Origin of the sequence: Burkholderia sp. WAC0059 (assembly GCF_002870125.1) — a bacterium.
In the GTDB taxonomy this organism is placed as follows: Bacteria; Pseudomonadota; Gammaproteobacteria; order Burkholderiales; family Burkholderiaceae; genus Paraburkholderia.
On the sequence record NZ_PNEO01000003.1, the window covers coordinates 158,530 to 173,369 of the forward strand.

At 68.4% G+C, this 14,840-nt stretch carries 13 protein-coding genes; 5 read left to right on the forward strand and 8 right to left on the reverse strand.

The window, feature by feature from the left end; all coding sequences use genetic code 11:
- Positions 1-186: 186 nt before the first annotated feature.
- The 8 genes from CY652_RS04375 to CY652_RS04410 form a co-directional block, all read right to left on the reverse strand.
- Positions 187-648, reverse strand: a complete 462-nt coding sequence (locus tag CY652_RS04375; protein ID WP_102129484.1) for a peroxiredoxin — start codon at positions 646-648, stop codon at positions 187-189.
- Between the two features lie 121 nt (positions 649-769).
- Positions 770-1,666, reverse strand: a complete 897-nt coding sequence (locus CY652_RS04380) for a polysaccharide deacetylase family protein (RefSeq protein ID WP_102129485.1) — start codon at positions 1,664-1,666, stop codon at positions 770-772.
- Between the two features lie 31 nt (positions 1,667-1,697).
- Complete coding sequence (locus tag CY652_RS04385) at positions 1,698-2,765, reverse strand: bifunctional UDP-4-keto-pentose/UDP-xylose synthase (RefSeq protein WP_102129486.1); 1,068 nt, start codon at positions 2,763-2,765, stop codon at positions 1,698-1,700.
- Positions 2,762-3,715 (reverse strand): formyltransferase, encoded by a 954-nt coding sequence (locus tag CY652_RS04390; RefSeq protein ID WP_102129487.1) that lies wholly within the window; start codon positions 3,713-3,715, stop codon positions 2,762-2,764. The genes CY652_RS04385 and CY652_RS04390 overlap by 4 nt, the downstream gene beginning before the upstream one ends.
- Positions 3,712-4,782, reverse strand: a complete 1,071-nt coding sequence (locus CY652_RS04395; protein WP_258002185.1) for a glycosyltransferase — start codon at positions 4,780-4,782, stop codon at positions 3,712-3,714. Before CY652_RS04395 ends, CY652_RS04390 begins: the two co-directional genes overlap by 4 nt.
- A 131-nt stretch (positions 4,783-4,913) precedes the next feature.
- Complete coding sequence (locus tag CY652_RS04400) at positions 4,914-6,065, reverse strand: DegT/DnrJ/EryC1/StrS family aminotransferase (RefSeq protein ID WP_102129625.1); 1,152 nt, start codon at positions 6,063-6,065, stop codon at positions 4,914-4,916.
- A 235-nt stretch (positions 6,066-6,300) separates the two neighbouring features.
- Positions 6,301-7,986 (reverse strand): glycosyltransferase family 39 protein, encoded by a 1,686-nt coding sequence (locus CY652_RS04405; protein ID WP_102129488.1) that lies wholly within the window; start codon positions 7,984-7,986, stop codon positions 6,301-6,303.
- Between the two features lie 151 nt (positions 7,987-8,137).
- Positions 8,138-8,512 (reverse strand): Mth938-like domain-containing protein, encoded by a 375-nt coding sequence (locus CY652_RS04410; protein WP_102129489.1) that lies wholly within the window; start codon positions 8,510-8,512, stop codon positions 8,138-8,140.
- Positions 8,513-8,968: 456 nt separating this feature from the next.
- Here CY652_RS04410 and CY652_RS04415 point away from each other — a divergent pair, with 456 nt between their 5' ends.
- The 5 genes from CY652_RS04415 to moaD all read left to right on the forward strand — a co-directional run bounded on the left by CY652_RS04415 (position 8,969) and on the right by moaD (position 14,837).
- Positions 8,969-10,207, forward strand: a complete 1,239-nt coding sequence (locus CY652_RS04415) for a pyridoxal phosphate-dependent aminotransferase (RefSeq protein ID WP_102129490.1) — start codon at positions 8,969-8,971, stop codon at positions 10,205-10,207.
- A gap of 44 nt (positions 10,208-10,251) precedes the next feature.
- A complete protein-coding gene (locus CY652_RS04420) occupies positions 10,252-11,592 on the forward strand; it encodes a homoserine dehydrogenase (protein ID WP_102129491.1) in 1,341 nt (446 codons plus the stop codon).
- 25 nt (positions 11,593-11,617) lie between these two features.
- Positions 11,618-13,069, forward strand: a complete 1,452-nt coding sequence (gene thrC, locus CY652_RS04425) for a threonine synthase (RefSeq protein WP_102129492.1) — start codon at positions 11,618-11,620, stop codon at positions 13,067-13,069.
- A gap of 212 nt (positions 13,070-13,281) precedes the next feature.
- Entirely contained in the window at positions 13,282-14,508 is a 1,227-nt protein-coding gene (locus tag CY652_RS04430) for a molybdopterin molybdotransferase MoeA (protein ID WP_102129493.1), read from the forward strand.
- Positions 14,509-14,579: 71 nt separating this feature from the next.
- Positions 14,580-14,837 (forward strand): molybdopterin converting factor subunit 1, encoded by a 258-nt coding sequence (gene moaD / locus CY652_RS04435; RefSeq protein WP_102129494.1) that lies wholly within the window; start codon positions 14,580-14,582, stop codon positions 14,835-14,837.
- The last annotated feature ends 3 nt before the right edge of the window (positions 14,838-14,840 follow it).

The window sequence follows — 14,840 nt, forward strand, 5'->3', positions numbered from 1 at the left end:
CGGGGGCGGGCGCGGCACAAACAAAAAAGCCGCCGTCCCGGTTGACGGGGCTGGCGGCCTGGCGATCGTCGTATTGTGCCTCGGGTCTTGCGCGCCGGCCATCTGGCGGCCGGCGGCGGGGCCGGTACAACGACGGGACGGACGATGAGGTGAAAGGGCAATCATTGCGGCCCAATATAACCCGCATCAAAGCGCTTGTACAGCCTCCAGCACCTCGTCGACGTGGCCCGGCACCCGCACGCCGCGCCATTCCCGGCGCAGTACGCCCTCGCGGTCGATGAGGAAGGTCGAGCGCTCGATGCCGCGCACTTCCTTGCCGTACATTTTCTTCATTTTGATGACGCCGAAGAGCGCGCAGACGGCCTCGTCGGCATCGGACACGAGCGGGAACGGCAACTCGAGTTTGGTCCTGAAGTTTTCGTGCGAACGCAGGCTGTCGCGCGAGACGCCGACGATCTGCGCGCCGGCCTTGACGAACTTCGGGTACAGGTCGCGGAAACGCAGGCCTTCGGTCGTGCAGCCCGGCGTGTTGTCTTTCGGGTAGAAGTACAGGACGACGGCGCTGCCCGCAAGGCTCGACAGCGTGAAGTCGCCGCCCGTGGCCGGGGCGGTGAAATCGGGAACGGCTTGGTCTACTGCGATGGGCACGTGGTTCTCCGGTTGTTATCGCGGACGCCGCGGGCCCCGCGCGAACGGCTTGCGCGAAAAGCCCCGCGGCGGCGCGGGAGGCCGGGCGCGCGGTTTGCCGCGCGCCCGGCGACGGAATATCTCAGTTGGGCTGGACGATCAGTTGGCCGGAACGGCCGGGAATTTCACCCCACGTAACAGGGTACGATGGCAGGGCTTCGGGGTCCAGCGTCGCATGGTAGTCGCCCATCGTGGCGAACGTGTGCCCCTGCGCGCGCCAGCCGGCAAGCAGCGTTTCGAACACGGGCGCGAGCTTCTGGCCTTCGAGTTCGGCGTGCAGCGTGAACACCTGGTCGCGCGGATCGTTCTCGGTGCGCTTCAGAAGCCAGGCGGCGACGTTGTCCGTGTCGACGCCGTCGACGCCGAGCACCTCGTCGAGCGTGGGCAGCGTGGTCGGCATCTGCACGTGCGAGAGCGTGCGGCCGCCGACCATGGGCCGGTACGGCGAGCGCCCGCGGCCGTCCGAGGCGAAGCGCATGCCCCAGGCGTCGATCTGCCCGAACGCCGCGTCGTTCATCTGCCAGCCCGCGGCGCCGTGCGTGACGGGCGGCGCGCCGAAGATTTGCGCGAAACGCTCGTGGCTGCGCCGCATCTGCGCGAGCGTCCAGTCGCGCGGGCGGCGGCGCACGTTGTCCTGCCAGTACACGTGGTCCCAGGTGTGGATGCCGCATTCGAAGCCGGCCGTCTGGATCGCGCGCATTTCGGCTGCCGCGCGCGCGCCGATGTCGGGGCCCGGCAGCAGCACGCCGTACATCAACTGCCGGATGCCGTAATGCTCGAGCACCGACGTGCGCGACACCTTGCGCAGGAAGCCCGGGCGCAGCACGCGGCGCAGCGCCCAGCCCGTGTGGTCCGGGCCGAGGCTGAAGAGAAACGTGGCGCGCGCCGAAAAGCGCTCGAAGATGCGTGCGAGATTCGGCACGCCTTCGCGGGTGCCGCGCAGCGTGTCGACGTCGATCTTCAGGACGATGCGGGCCAAGAGCGGTTCCTTCCTCGGACGGAAATGCCGGTTACTGCTGCTCGACGAGCGCGCGGGCGTCGGCCACGTGGCCGCGATAGGCCTCGAAGATCTTGCGCAGCGCTTCGTCGAACGACGACTTCGGCGCCCAGCCGAGCTCCTGCATCGTGTTGTCGATCTTCGGCACGCGGTTCTGCACGTCCTGGTAGCCCGAGCCGTAATAGGCGCCCGACGAAGTCTCGACGAGCTGCACGCGCTCGGCCGACGGCGCGTATTCGGAATATTCGGCGGCGAGCGCGAGCATCTTGTGCGCGAGTTCGCGCACCGAGAAGTTGTTGGTCGGATTGCCGATGTTGTAGATCTTGCCCGAGGCGATGCCGTCCCTGTTCTCGATGATCTTCATCAGCGCGTCGATGCCGTCGTCGATGTCGGTGAACGCGCGCTTCTGCGCGCCGCCGTCGACGAGGCTGATGTTCTCGCCGCGCACGATGTGGCCGAGGAACTGCGTGACCACGCGCGAACTGCCTTCCTTCGGCGTATAGATCGAGTCGAGGCCCGGCCCGATCCAGTTGAACGGGCGGAACAGCGTGAAATTCAGCCCTTCCTGCATGCCGTAGCCCCAGATCACGCGGTCCATCAACTGCTTCGAGCACGCGTAGATCCAGCGCGGCTTGTTGATCGGGCCGTAGATGAGCGGCGAGGCGTCCGGGTCGAATTGCTCGTCGGTGCACATGCCGTAGACCTCGGAGGTCGACGGAAACACGAGGTGCTTGCGGTACTTGACGGCCGAACGCACGATCGGCAGGTTCGCCTCGAAGTCGAGCTCGAACACGCGCAGCGGCTGCTGCACGTAGGTGGCGGGCGTGGCGATCGCGACGAGCGGCAGGATCACGTCGCACTTCTTCACGTGATACTCGACCCACTCCCGGTTGATCGTGATGTCGCCCTCGAAGAAGTGCATGCGTTCGTGATCGACGAGGCTGCCGAGCCGGTCGGTCTGCATGTCCATGCCGAAAACTTCCCAGTCGGTGGTTTCGAGAATGCGCTTGGACAGATGATGGCCGATGAAGCCGTTCACACCCAGAATCAGGACTTTTTTGGTGAAACCTTCGGTTTTCATGGACGGGGGGAGGATTGAGTGAGTTCGGTGAACGCGGCGGGCGTGACGACCGTCTCGATCGTCTCGCGCTCGCCGCCATTCCGGTGCCGGTGCCGCAATTCGTGGATCGCGATCGCGCGGCCGTCGCCGCAAACGCCGAAAAACGCATTATCGCTTACCGCGATGCCGGGGGGCAAATGAGCCGGCACGGCGCGGGGCGGGGCGAGGCGCGCGCGCGCCACGACGAAACGTTCGTCGCCGACGTCGGTGAACGCGCCCGGATACGGCGGCGCAACCGCGCGCACGAGGTTGTACACCTGCTGCGCGTCCTGACTCCAGTCGATGCGGCCGTCCTCGGGTTGGCGGCCGCCGTAGTAGCTGCCCTGCGAGAGGTCGTTGGGCAGATGCGGCGCCTCGCCGGCCAGCAGCGCGGGCAGCACGCGCCAGAGCGTCTGCTCGGCCGCGACCGTGACCTTGTCGAACACCTGCGCGGCCGTGTCGTCGGGCAGGATCGGCACCGGCGTCTGCGCGACGATCGCGCCGGCGTCGGGTTTCGCGGCCATCTCGTGCAGCGTCGCGCCGGTCTCGGTCTCGCCGTTGAGCACGGCCCAGTTCGTCGGCACGCGGCCGCGGTACTTCGGCAGCAGCGAGCCGTGCATGTTGTAGGCGCCGCGGGCGGCGAGGGCCAGCAGGTCGGTCGGCAGCATGTGCCGGTAGTAGAACGAGAAGATGAAGTCGGGCTGCGCGGCGGCGAGCGCCGCGCGCAGCGCCCCGTCTTTCGGATCGGCCGGCGTGACGAACGCAATGCCGTGCTCCGCCGCGACCGACTTCACGCTGCCGAACCAGATGTTCTCGGCGGGATTGTCCTCGTGCGTGACGACGAGCGCGACGTCCACGCCGCCCGCGAGCAGCACCTGGAGGCAGCGCACGCCGACGTTGTGATAGGCAAAGACGACGGCGCGCGGTTTCACGACCGCACTCCGGCGTCCGTGGCCGTGGCGGCCGCGTGCCGTTCCTCGCCCTGCACCGGCGGCGCGTGATTCGGTCGCGGCGCCGGCACGGCGCCGTGGCCGTCGCGCGCCTCGAGGATCGTCTGCACGAGATAGCGCGGCCGCGCGCGCACCTGCTGGTAGATCCGGCCGATGTACTCGCCGAGCAGCCCGAGCGCAAAGATGATGACGCCGAGCATGAAGAACGTGATGGCGAACAGCGTGAATACGCCCTGGACCTCGGCGCCGATGACGAAGCGGCGGATCATCAGCAGCAGGAACAGGCCGGCCGAGCCGAGCGAGAGGATCACGCCGATGAACGAGAGCCATTGCAGCGGCACGACCGAGAAGCCGGTCACGAGGTCGAAGTTCAGGCGAATGAGGCTGTAGAGCGAATACTTCGATTCGCCGGCGAAGCGCTCTTCGTGCGCGACCCCGATTTCGACGGGATTCTGCGCGAACGTGTAGGCAAGCGCCGGGATGAACGTGTTGATCTCGCCGCAGCGGTTGATGGTGTCGACGATGCGCCGGTCGTAGGCGCGCAGCATGCAGCCCTGGTCGGTCATGCGGATGCGCGTGATGCGCTCGCGCAGCCGGTTCATCATCTGCGAGGCCTTGCGGCGCCAGAGGCTGTCCTGGCGGTTCGTGCGGATCGTGCCGACGTAGTCGTGGCCCGCGCGCATCTGCTCGACGAGCTTGCGGATTTCCTCGGGCGGATTCTGCAGGTCGGCGTCGAGCGTGATGACGATCTGGCCGCGCGCCTCCTCGAACCCCGCGAGGATCGCCATGTGCTGGCCGTAGTTGCCGTTCAGCAGGATCACGCGGGTCGTGTCGGGGCGGACGCGGAACTGTTCGGCGAGCATCGCGGCCGAGCGGTCGCGGCTGCCGTCGTTGACGAAGATCACCTCCCAGGCTGCGCCGAGCGCGTCGAGGGCCGGGTAGAGCCGCGCGAAAAGCGCGGCGAGCCCGGCCTCCTCGTTGTAGACCGGAATGATGACCGAGACTTCCGGCGTGGCCGGCGTCGGGGCGCGAGGTTCCGTTTGACTCATCTGTACGTGTTTTCCGTTTTCGTATGGGTTCGTCCGGGCGCCGTGCGAGCGCCGCGGGACGGTCTGTTCTTGTCGGGCGGAGCCGCCGCCTTGTGCTTCGCGCTCCGCCGGTTTGCGTTCCCGCCGGCGCGCTAACGGCCGTGCCGCGCGCAGATCTCGTCGACGGCCCGGCACACGCGCGCCACGTCGTCCGCGCTCATCTGCGTGAAGAGCGGCAGCGTGACCGTGCTCGCGCCGAAGCGCTCGGCGTGCGGGAACATGCCGGCGCGAAAGCCGCGCTCGCGGTACAGCGTGAAGAGGTGAATGGCCGGATAGTGCACGCCCGAGCCGATTCCGCGCTCCTTCAACTGCGCCATGAAGCCTGAGCGGTCGAGGTCGAGCTTCTCGAGCGGCAGCGTGATCTGGAACATGTGCCAGTTGCCGTTCGCGAAGTCCGCGACCGGCAGGCCGACGCCGAGACGCACGGCCGGGCCGCCCTCGAAGCCGGCGAAATAGGCGCGGGCGAGCTCCCGGCGGCGCGCCGTGAAGCGCTCGATGTGCCGCAACTGGCCGAGCCCCACGCGGGCGGCGACGTCGGTGAGATTGTACTTGCCGCCGAGCACGTCGCAGTCCATGCCGTCGAAGCCCGTGCGCGTGATGCCCTGCAGCCGGTATTTCTGCGCGAGGACGGCCTCCTGCTCGTTGTTGAGCACGAGCGCGCCGCCCTCGATCGAGGTCAGGTTCTTGTTCGCGTGGAAGCTGAACGAGACGAGGTCGCCGAGCTTGCCGATGCGCTCGCCGTTCCAGCTCGAGCCGAACGCCTGCGCCGCGTCCTCGACGACGCGCAGCCCGTGCGCGCGCGCGATCCCGTAGAGCCGGTCCATGTCGACGGGGAGTCCGGCCAGATAGACGGGAATGATGGCCTTCGTGCGCGGCGTGATGGCGGCCTCGACGCGGTCGAGGTCGATGTTGCGCGTGACGGGGTCGATGTCGGCGAAGACCGGCGTGGCGCCCACTTCATAGATGACGTTGCTCGTCGAGACCCACGACGCCGGCGTGGTGATGACCTCGTCGCCCTGGCCGACGCCCGCGATGCGCAGCCCGATTTCGAGCGTGGCCGTCCCCGAGTTGAACGTGCGCACCGGCCGGCCGCCGCAGAATGCCGACAGCGCGGCCTCGAACGCCTGGTTCTGCGGACCCGTCGTGATCCAGCCGGAGCGCAGAACCTCGACGACGCCCTCGATGGTTTCCTCGTCGATTTCGGGACGAACGAAGGGCAGGAAAGGGGCGGATGGCTGACTCATGAATGCGGTGCTCGTCAGGAAAAGGAAAGGGCCGCGCGAAGGCGGCGTCAACGTTGCGGATGGCGGATATTAAAGCCGGACTCGGGCCGAGCCCGGGGGGCGGCCGTCCTCGCCCTGCCTTTCGACCGGATTTCAACCCGATGTACGCGATATTCACACGGGCGAAACCCGTCTGTCCAACGGCGCGGCCGGCGCTGTGGCGTCAGTGCGACCGGCATGGCCGCGCGGCAGCGCATCACGACTGCGGTTTTTCGACGATCACGCGCCGGGAGTCGCGCGCGACCACCTGCATCGGCAAGCCTTGGGCGACGAACTGCGCATAGCGCTGCGGCGGGATCAGCGCAAGCGCGTAGCGTTCGGACCGCCAGCGCTGTTCCCATTCGGCGATGGTCGGCACCCATTTTTGCGGCTCGACCGAGATGCCGAAGGCCAGCTCGTCGGGGTTCTGGACCATGATCGTCGTGTGGCCGACGTAGAACGGCAGCGTATGGTCGAGCACGCCGACCGAGTAGAACGGCGTGTCGGGCGGCAGCTTCGCGAGCGCGGCGCGCACGGCCGGCGCCAGCGGCGCGCCCGAGCTGAGCGTGCCGAACACGTCGTGGCCGGTGCCGGCGATCGTGCAGAACAGCAGCCAGGCCGCGCCGAACACGACGGCGACGGCCGGCTGGCCCGCGCGGCTGCGGCTCCGGTTCAGCCAGAGCGCGACGAGCGTGAGGACGAACGCCGTGCCGACGGCCGCGAACACCCAGACCTGGAATTCGCGGTACAGCGCGTTGGGATTGCGCGCGTCGCCGAGCCGGCTCAGGAACGTCGCGCCGATCGCGGCCACGACGAGGAACGCCGCGTAGCCGAGCAGATGGCGCCGCCACTGCGCACGGCTCATGAGCGGCAGGTAGAGCCCGATCACGAGCGCGAGCGCGGGCGCGACGGGCAGCGTGTACGAGACGAGCTTCGAGTGGGACGCGCTGAAGAACACGAAGATGAACGCGCTCCAGACGACGAGGAGCAGAACCGGCGCGAAGCCGTTGGGCTGGCGCGGTAGCCGCAGCGCGCGGCCCACGCTCTGGACGCTGGCCGACAGCCACGGCAGGAACCCCACGAGCAGCACCGGCACGAAATAGTAGAACGGGCCGGGCCGGTTCTGGGCGGGGGTCAGATAGCGCTGGAACTGCTGGACGATGAAGAAGAAATTGAGGAACTCGGGGTTGCGCTCCTGCACGAGCACGAACCAGGGCGTGGCGATCGCGAAGAAGACGATGAGCCCGCTTGCGAGGTAGAGGCGCCGCCAGAGCGCCCAGTCGCGCGAGACGAGCGTGTAGAGCACGAGGACGGCGCCGGGCAGGATCAACCCGATCAGGCCCTTCGAGAGCACGGCGAGCGCCATCGAGGCCCAGCAGACCCACATCCACCCCCGGACCCGACGCGCGGGCAGGTTGGGGCGCTGCGCGAGCAGCAGCGCGCACAGCGTGAGCTCCATCCAGAACGACAGGGCCATGTCGAGCGTGTTGAAGTGGCCCATCAGGATCCAGTACGGCGCGCAGGCGAGCACGAGGGCCGAAAAGAATCCCGTCGCCGCATTGAAGACGCGCGCGCCCGTGAAGCCGACGAGCAGCACGCCGGCGAAGCCCGTGAGCGCCGTGTAGAGCCGCGCCTGCCACGCGCCGATGCCGAACCACGCGAACGTGAGCGCGTTGGCCCAGGTTTGCAGCGGCGGCTTCTCGAAGTACTTGTAGCCGTTGTAGCGCGGCGTGATCCAGTCGCCTGTCACGAACATCTCGCGAGCCATTTCGGCGTAGCGTCCCTCGTCGCTCGGTAGCAGATGGCGCCAGCCGAGCGGCACGAACCAGATCACGGCGAGCGCTACGACGAGCAGCAGGATTGCGGTGCGATTGAGCGGTAGCCTCGACGGCGTATCGTTCATGAGTTCCAGCCTGTCTTGTTCAACGGATGAGTGGAGGGGCGGGGCGGCTTGCGCCCGGTTCCGGCGCTGCACGCCGTAACCGGCGACGCCGGACCGTGCGGCCCGGCGCGCAGTGTAAGGCATCGGGCGCCGCGCCGGGGCATGGGCGGGCTCAGGCTTCGATCAGGAGCGCGGCGGCGACGCGCCGGCCCTCGGCCATCAGGATGTTGTAGGTCCGGCAGGCGGCCTTGAAATCCATCGTTTCGACGCCGATGCGCCGCGCAGCGAGGGCGGCCGTCAGACGCGGATGGGGGAAGCGCAGCCGCTCGCCGCTGCCGAACACGACGACTTCGGGCGCCGGCGCGAGCAGCAGCTCGAAATGCTCGGGGCCGAGCGCGTCGAACGACGCGACCGGCCAGGCGATGACGGGCGAGTCGGGCAGGACGATGATGCTGCCGTCGTGACGTTCGAGATTGATTTCGACGTAATCGGCGCCGTAACCCGTGACGGTGTTGAGCGCGCCGCTCGAGTCCTGGTGTAGTTTCAAAACGGTATTTCCGGGTTGTCGCTTATCTGGCGTGCGCCGCGCGCCGGACGCGGTCCGGCGGCGCACGGGCCCTCCGGACTTTCGCGGATGGGCTGTGCCGCCGGGGGACGGAAGGCTCCGCCGGCGGATTGCCTGGCGGGGTGGGCGGGGTGGGCGAACCGGGCTTGCCGTTCCCTGTCGTCCCTCGTCGACGGCCAGCGGCGCATTGCGGAAGTGGGCCAAAATCCGCTAAATTATAACTTTTTAGCCGCCTTCGCGGCGCTTTGCGCTCGCGATCCGCTCCAGGACCGCCTGCGGTTCGCCCTGTACGTCCCCAGTCCGTCCCATTCGCTCGCCATTTCATGATCGAGGAGGCGTTCCGGACCCAGCCACGGCGGGCCCGGCCGGCCGCGCGTGCGCGAAGGCGCACGAAAGGCGGCTGATCCTTCCGTCCAACCCCCCTCTAGCCGATCGTCCGTGAATCCGATCCTCAAATCCAACAAGCTGCAAAACGTCTGCTACGACATCCGTGGGCCGGTACTCGAACACGCGAAGCGCCTCGAAGAGGAAGGGCATCGCATCATCAAGCTGAACATCGGCAACCTGGCGCCATTCGGTTTCGAGCCGCCCGACGAGGTCATCCAGGACATGATCCTGAACCTGCCGGGCTCGTCGGGCTATTCGGATTCGCGGGGCGTGTTCTCCGCGCGCAAGGCGATCATGCACTACGCGCAGCAAAAGGGCGTGCACGGCGTCGAACTCGACGACATCTACGTGGGCAACGGCGCGTCCGAGCTGATCGTGATGGCGATGCAGGCGCTCCTGAACGACGGCGACGAAGTGCTGCTGCCGGCGCCCGACTACCCGCTCTGGACCGCCGCCGTGAGCCTGTCGGGCGGCACGCCCGTGCACTATCTCTGCGACGAGTCGAACGCCTGGATGCCCGACCTCGACGACATCCGCGCGAAGATCACGCCGGCCACGCGCGCGCTCGTCGTCATCAACCCGAACAACCCGACGGGCGCGCTTTATTCGGACGAACTGCTGCTCGGGCTCGTCGCCATCGCGCGCGAGCATGGGCTCATCATTTTCGCCGACGAGGTGTACGACAAGATCATCTACGACGACAAGCAGCACACGGCGCTCGGCGCGCTCTCCGAGGACGTGCTGACGGTCACGTTCAACAGCCTCTCGAAGAGCTACCGCGCCTGCGGCTACCGCGCGGGCTGGATGTATCTCTCGGGCATGACGGGCGAGAACCGCCGCCGCGCGAAGGACTACTGCGAGGGGCTCGGCATTCTCGCCTCGATGCGCCTGTGCCCGAACGTGCCGGGCCAGTACGCGATCCAGACCGCGCTCGGCGGCTACCAGAGCATCAACGAGCTGATCGTGCCGGGCGGGCGCCTGTACCGCCAGCGCGAACTCGCCTATAACATGCTCACGGCGATTCCGGGCGTGACCTGCGTGAAGCCCGAGGCGGCGCTCTACATGTTCCCGCGCCTCGACCCGAAGCTCTACCCGATCGAGGACGACCAGCAGTTCATCCTCGACCTGCTGCTCGAGGAACGCGTACTGCTCGTGCAGGGCACCGGCTTCAACTGGAAGCAGCCGGACCACTTCCGCGTGGTGTTTCTGCCGAACGTCGACGACCTGACCGATTCGATCAACCGGATCGCGCGCTTCCTCGACGGCTACCGCAAACGCCACTCGGTCTGACCGGGACCGTTTTTTCAAGCTCAACATCACTCGACACACGCTGCATGGAACCGATCAAAGTTGGACTGCTGGGCTTCGGCACGGTAGGCAGCGGCACCGCCACGGTGCTGCGCCGCAATCAGGAAGAAATCCGGCGCCGCGCCGGCCGCGGCATCGAGATTGCGCGCATCGCCGTGCGCAACCCGCAGAAGGCGCGCACGGCGCTCGGCGCCGCGGTCGGCGAGTCCGACTTGCCCGAGGTGACGAGCGACTTCCACGCCGTGGTCGACGACCCGTCCATCGCGATCGTGGCCGAGATGATCGGCGGCACGGGCATCGCGCGCGAGCTCGTGCTGCGCGCGATCGCGAACGGCAAGCACGTCGTGACCGCGAACAAGGCGCTCCTCGCCGTGCACGGCACGGAAATCTTCGAGGCGGCGCGCGCGAAGGGCGTCATGGTCGCGTTCGAGGCGGCCGTCGCGGGCGGCATCCCGATCATCAAGGCGCTGCGCGAAGGGCTCACGGCCAACCGCATCCAGTACATCGCCGGCATCATCAACGGCACGACGAACTACATTCTCTCGGAGATGCGCGAGCGCGGCCTCGACTTCGAGACGGCGCTCAAGGCGGCCCAGGAACTCGGCTACGCGGAGGCCGATCCGACCTTCGACATCGAGGGCATCGACGCCGCGCACAAGGCGACCATCATGGGCGCGATCGCGTTCGGCGTGCCGGTGCAGTTCGAGCGGGCCTACGTCGAGGGCATCAGCCGGCTCGCCGCGCTCGACATCCGCTATGCCGAGGAGCTCGGCTACCGGATCAAGCTGCTCGGCATCGCGCGGCGCACCGAGCGCGGCATCGAGCTGCGCGTGCACCCGACGCTGATCCCGGCCAAGCGCCTGCTCGCGAACGTCGAGGGCGCGATGAACGCCGTCGTCGTGCACGGCGACGCGGTCGGCACGACGCTTTATTACGGCAAGGGCGCGGGCGCGGAGCCGACGGCCTCGGCCGTCGTCGCAGACCTCGTCGACGTGACGCGCCTGCACACGGCCGACCCCGAGCATCGCGTGCCGCATCTGGCGTTCCAGCCGGACAGCCTCTCGAACACGCCGATCCTGCCGATCGACGAGGTGACGAGCGGCTACTACCTGCGCCTGCGCGTGGCCGACGAGACGGGCGTGCTGGCCGACATCACGCGCATCCTCGCGGACCGCGGCATTTCGATCGACGCGCTGCTGCAGAAGGAGTCGGAGCATGTCGACCTGTCGCGCAAGGGCGAAACCGACATCATCCTGATCACGCACGAGACGGTCGAGAAGCACGTGAACGCGGCGATCCGGCAGATCGAGTCGCTCCCGACGGTGGTTTCGGCGGTCACGAAGCTGCGCATGGAAGCGCTGGACTGAGGCGGACTAACCGGACATTGCAGCGATGAACTATCTTTCCACGCGCGGCGCGGGCGCCGGCGAGCACCATTCTTTCTCCGACATCCTGCTGGGCGGCCTCGCGCGCGACGGCGGCCTTTATCTGCCGGCCGGGTATCCGCGCGTCGGCGCGGACGAGCTCGCGCGCTGGCGCGCGCTGCCGTACGCGGACCTCGCGTTCGAGATCCTCGCGAAGTTCGCGACCGACATCCCGGCCGACGACTTGCGCGCGATCGCGCGCCGCACCTACACGGCGGCAACCTACTGCAACACGCGCAACGGCACGAGCGCCGCCGATATCACGCCGCTGCGCGGGCTCGGCGTCGAGCACGGCGCGTCGCTCGCGCTGCTCGAGTTGTCGAACGGCCCGACGCTCGCGTTCAAGGACATGGCGATGCAGTTGCTCGGCAACCTGTTCGAATACGCGCTCGCGAAGGCCGGCGAAACGCTGAACATTCTCGGCGCGACCTCGGGCGACACCGGCAGCGCGGCCGAATACGCGATGCGCGGCAAGCGCGGCGTGCGCGTGTTCATGCTCTCGCCGCACCGCAAGATGAGCGCGTTCCAGACCGCGCAGATGTACAGCCTGCAGGATCCGAACATCTTCAACCTCGCCGTGGAAGGCGTGTTCGACGACTGCCAGGACATCGTCAAGGCCGTCTCGAACGATCACGCGTTCAAGGCGCGCTACCGGATCGGCACCGTCAACTCGATCAACTGGGCTCGCGTCGTCGCCCAGGTCGTCTACTACTTCGCCGGCTATTTCGCCGCGACGCAATCGAACGACGAACGCGTGTCGTTTGCGGTGCCGTCGGGCAACTTCGGCAACGTCTGCGCCGGCCACATCGCGCGAATGATGGGGCTGCCCATCGAGCGGCTCGTCGTCGCGACCAACGAGAACGACGTGCTCGACGAGTTCTTCCGCACGGGCGCCTACCGCGTGCGCGGCGCCGCCGAGACCTGGCACACGAGCAGCCCGAGTATGGACATCTCGAAGGCGTCGAACTTCGAGCGCTTCGTCTACGACCTGCTCGGGCGCGATCCGGCGCGCGTGCGGCAGCTTTTCGCCGACGTCGAGGAGAAGGGCGGCTTCGATCTGGCGGCGAGCGGCGATTTTGCCCGCGTGCGCGAATTCGGCTTCGTGTCCGGACGCAGCACGCACGCGGACCGCATCGCGACGATCCGCGACGTGTACGGCCGCTACGGCACGATGATCGACACGCACACGGCCGACGGCGTCAAGGTGGCGCGCGAGCATCTGCAGCCGGGCGTCCCGATGGTCGTGCTCGAAACGGCGCAGCCGGTGAAGTTCGGCGAAAGCATTCGCGAGGCGCTGCGGCGCGAGCCCGAGCGCCCGGCCGCGTTCGCCGGGCTCGAAGACCTGCCGCAGCGCTTCGAGGTCGTGCCGGCCGACGCGCGGCGCGTGAAGGACTACATCGCGGCCCACGTGGCCGACTGAGGCCGGGGCGGGCCGGTTCGCGCCCCCGGGCCGGCAGCCTTTCGCTGCCGGCCGCGCCAAGGGGTGCCCGCCGCTGCCCCTTGCGTGGCGTTCGGCCGCTACAATACCGGGAAAGACTGCTTCCGGACCGACAGCCGCCGCGCTGATTTTCCCGACCACCGATGTCCACGCCCCATTCCCCGTCTTCCGCTTCCGAGGCGCCGCGCGCGCCGATGATCTCGACCGCCGATGCCCTGGCGACACTGCTGGGCGCTGCCCGGCCCGTCGACGGCGTCGAAACCGTGGCCACGCTCGATGCGCTGAACCGCGTGCTGGCCGCCGACGTCGTTTCGCCGCTCGACGTCCCGCCGATGCGCACGAGCGCGATGGACGGCTATGCCGTGCGCGTGGCCGATCTCGCGCAGGGCCGGCGGCTGCCGGTTTCGCAGCGCATTCCGGCGGGCCACGTCCCGCAGCCGCTCGCGGCCGGCACGACGGCGCGCATCTTCACGGGCGCGACCGTGCCGCCGGGCGCCGACGCCGTGGTGATGCAGGAGCAGGTTGAGAACGCGGACGGCGCCGTCACGGTCGTGCATACGCCGAAGGCGGGCGAGTGGATCACGGCGCAGGGCGCGGACATCCGCGCGGGCTCGGTGATCCTGCCGGCCGGCACGCGCCTGTCGCCCCAGGCGCTCGGGCTGGCCGCCTCGGTGGGCTGCGCGGAACTCGCCGCAGCGCGGCGCGTGAAGGTGGCCGTGTTCTTCACCGGCGACGAGCTGACGATGCCCGGCGAGCCGCTGCGTCCCGGCGCGATCTACAACTCGAATCGCTTTACGCTGCGCGGGCTGCTCGCGAACTTCGGCTGCGACGTGACGGATTACGGCATCGTGCCGGACCAGCTCGACGCGACGCGTTCGACGCTGCGCGAGGCCGCCGCCGACCACGACCTGATCCTGACCTGCGGCGGCGTATCGGTGGGCGAGGAGGATCACGTGAAGCCGGCCGTCGAGGCCGAAGGCCGTCTGTCGATGTGGCAGATCGCGATGAAGCCGGGCAAGCCGCTCGCGTTCGGCGCCGTGCGCCGGCCGGCAACGGCGGGCGGCGGGGCGAGCGCGCCGGAGGCGTTCTTCATCGGATTGCCCGGCAATCCGGTGTCGAGCTTCGTCACGTTCCTGCTGTTCGTGCGACCGTTTCTGCTGCGGCTCGCCGGCGCGACGCACGTGAGCCCGCGCGCGCTGTCGTTGCGCGCCGATTTCACGCAGGCGAAGGGCGACCGGCGCAACGAGTTCCTGCGCGCGCGCGTGAATCCGGCGGGCGGGCTCGACCTGTTCACGAACCAGAGTTCGGCCGTGCTGACTTCGACGGTCTGGGGCGACGGCCTGATCGACAATCCGCCGAATCACGCGATCAGCGCCGGCGAGACGGTGCGGTTCATTCCGTTTTCGGAGCTGCTGGGCTGAGTGCCGTTGCGGCCAACGTTGACCTGATTGAGGGATGCCTGCCGTGCCCCGGGCGCGGCGAGCGAACGCAGATGAAGATTCAGTTGAAATATTTCGCGAGCGTCCGCGAGGCGCTCGACCTCTCGGACGAGACCGTGACGCTGCCCGACGGCATCGCCACGGTCGGCGACGTGCGCGGCTGGCTGCGCGCGCGCGGCGGCGTCTGGGCCGAGACGCTTGCCGAGGGCCGCGCCCTGCGCATGGCCTGCAATCACGTGATGACGGACGCGGGCACGCGGCTCACCGACGGTTGCGAAGTCGCGTTTTTCCCGCCCGTCACGGGCGGCTGAAGG

What these genes read in the sequence shown, in the direction of transcription:
- CY652_RS04405 (WP_102129488.1), bottom strand. Translation starts at nt 7,986, where the DNA reads ATGAACGATACGCCGTCGAGGCTACCGCTCAATCGCACCGCAATCCTG.
- CY652_RS04400 (WP_102129625.1), bottom strand. Translation starts at nt 6,065, where the DNA reads ATGAGTCAGCCATCCGCCCCTTTCCTGCCCTTCGTTCGTCCCGAAATC.
- moaD (WP_102129494.1), top strand. Translation starts at nt 14,580, where the DNA reads ATGAAGATTCAGTTGAAATATTTCGCGAGCGTCCGCGAGGCGCTCGAC.
- CY652_RS04430 (WP_102129493.1), top strand. Translation starts at nt 13,282, where the DNA reads ATGATCTCGACCGCCGATGCCCTGGCGACACTGCTGGGCGCTGCCCGG.
- CY652_RS04385 (WP_102129486.1), bottom strand. Translation starts at nt 2,765, where the DNA reads ATGAAAACCGAAGGTTTCACCAAAAAAGTCCTGATTCTGGGTGTGAAC.
- CY652_RS04395 (WP_258002185.1), bottom strand. Translation starts at nt 4,782, where the DNA reads ATGAGTCAAACGGAACCTCGCGCCCCGACGCCGGCCACGCCGGAAGTC.
- CY652_RS04420 (WP_102129491.1), top strand. Translation starts at nt 10,252, where the DNA reads ATGGAACCGATCAAAGTTGGACTGCTGGGCTTCGGCACGGTAGGCAGC.
- thrC (WP_102129492.1), top strand. Translation starts at nt 11,618, where the DNA reads ATGAACTATCTTTCCACGCGCGGCGCGGGCGCCGGCGAGCACCATTCT.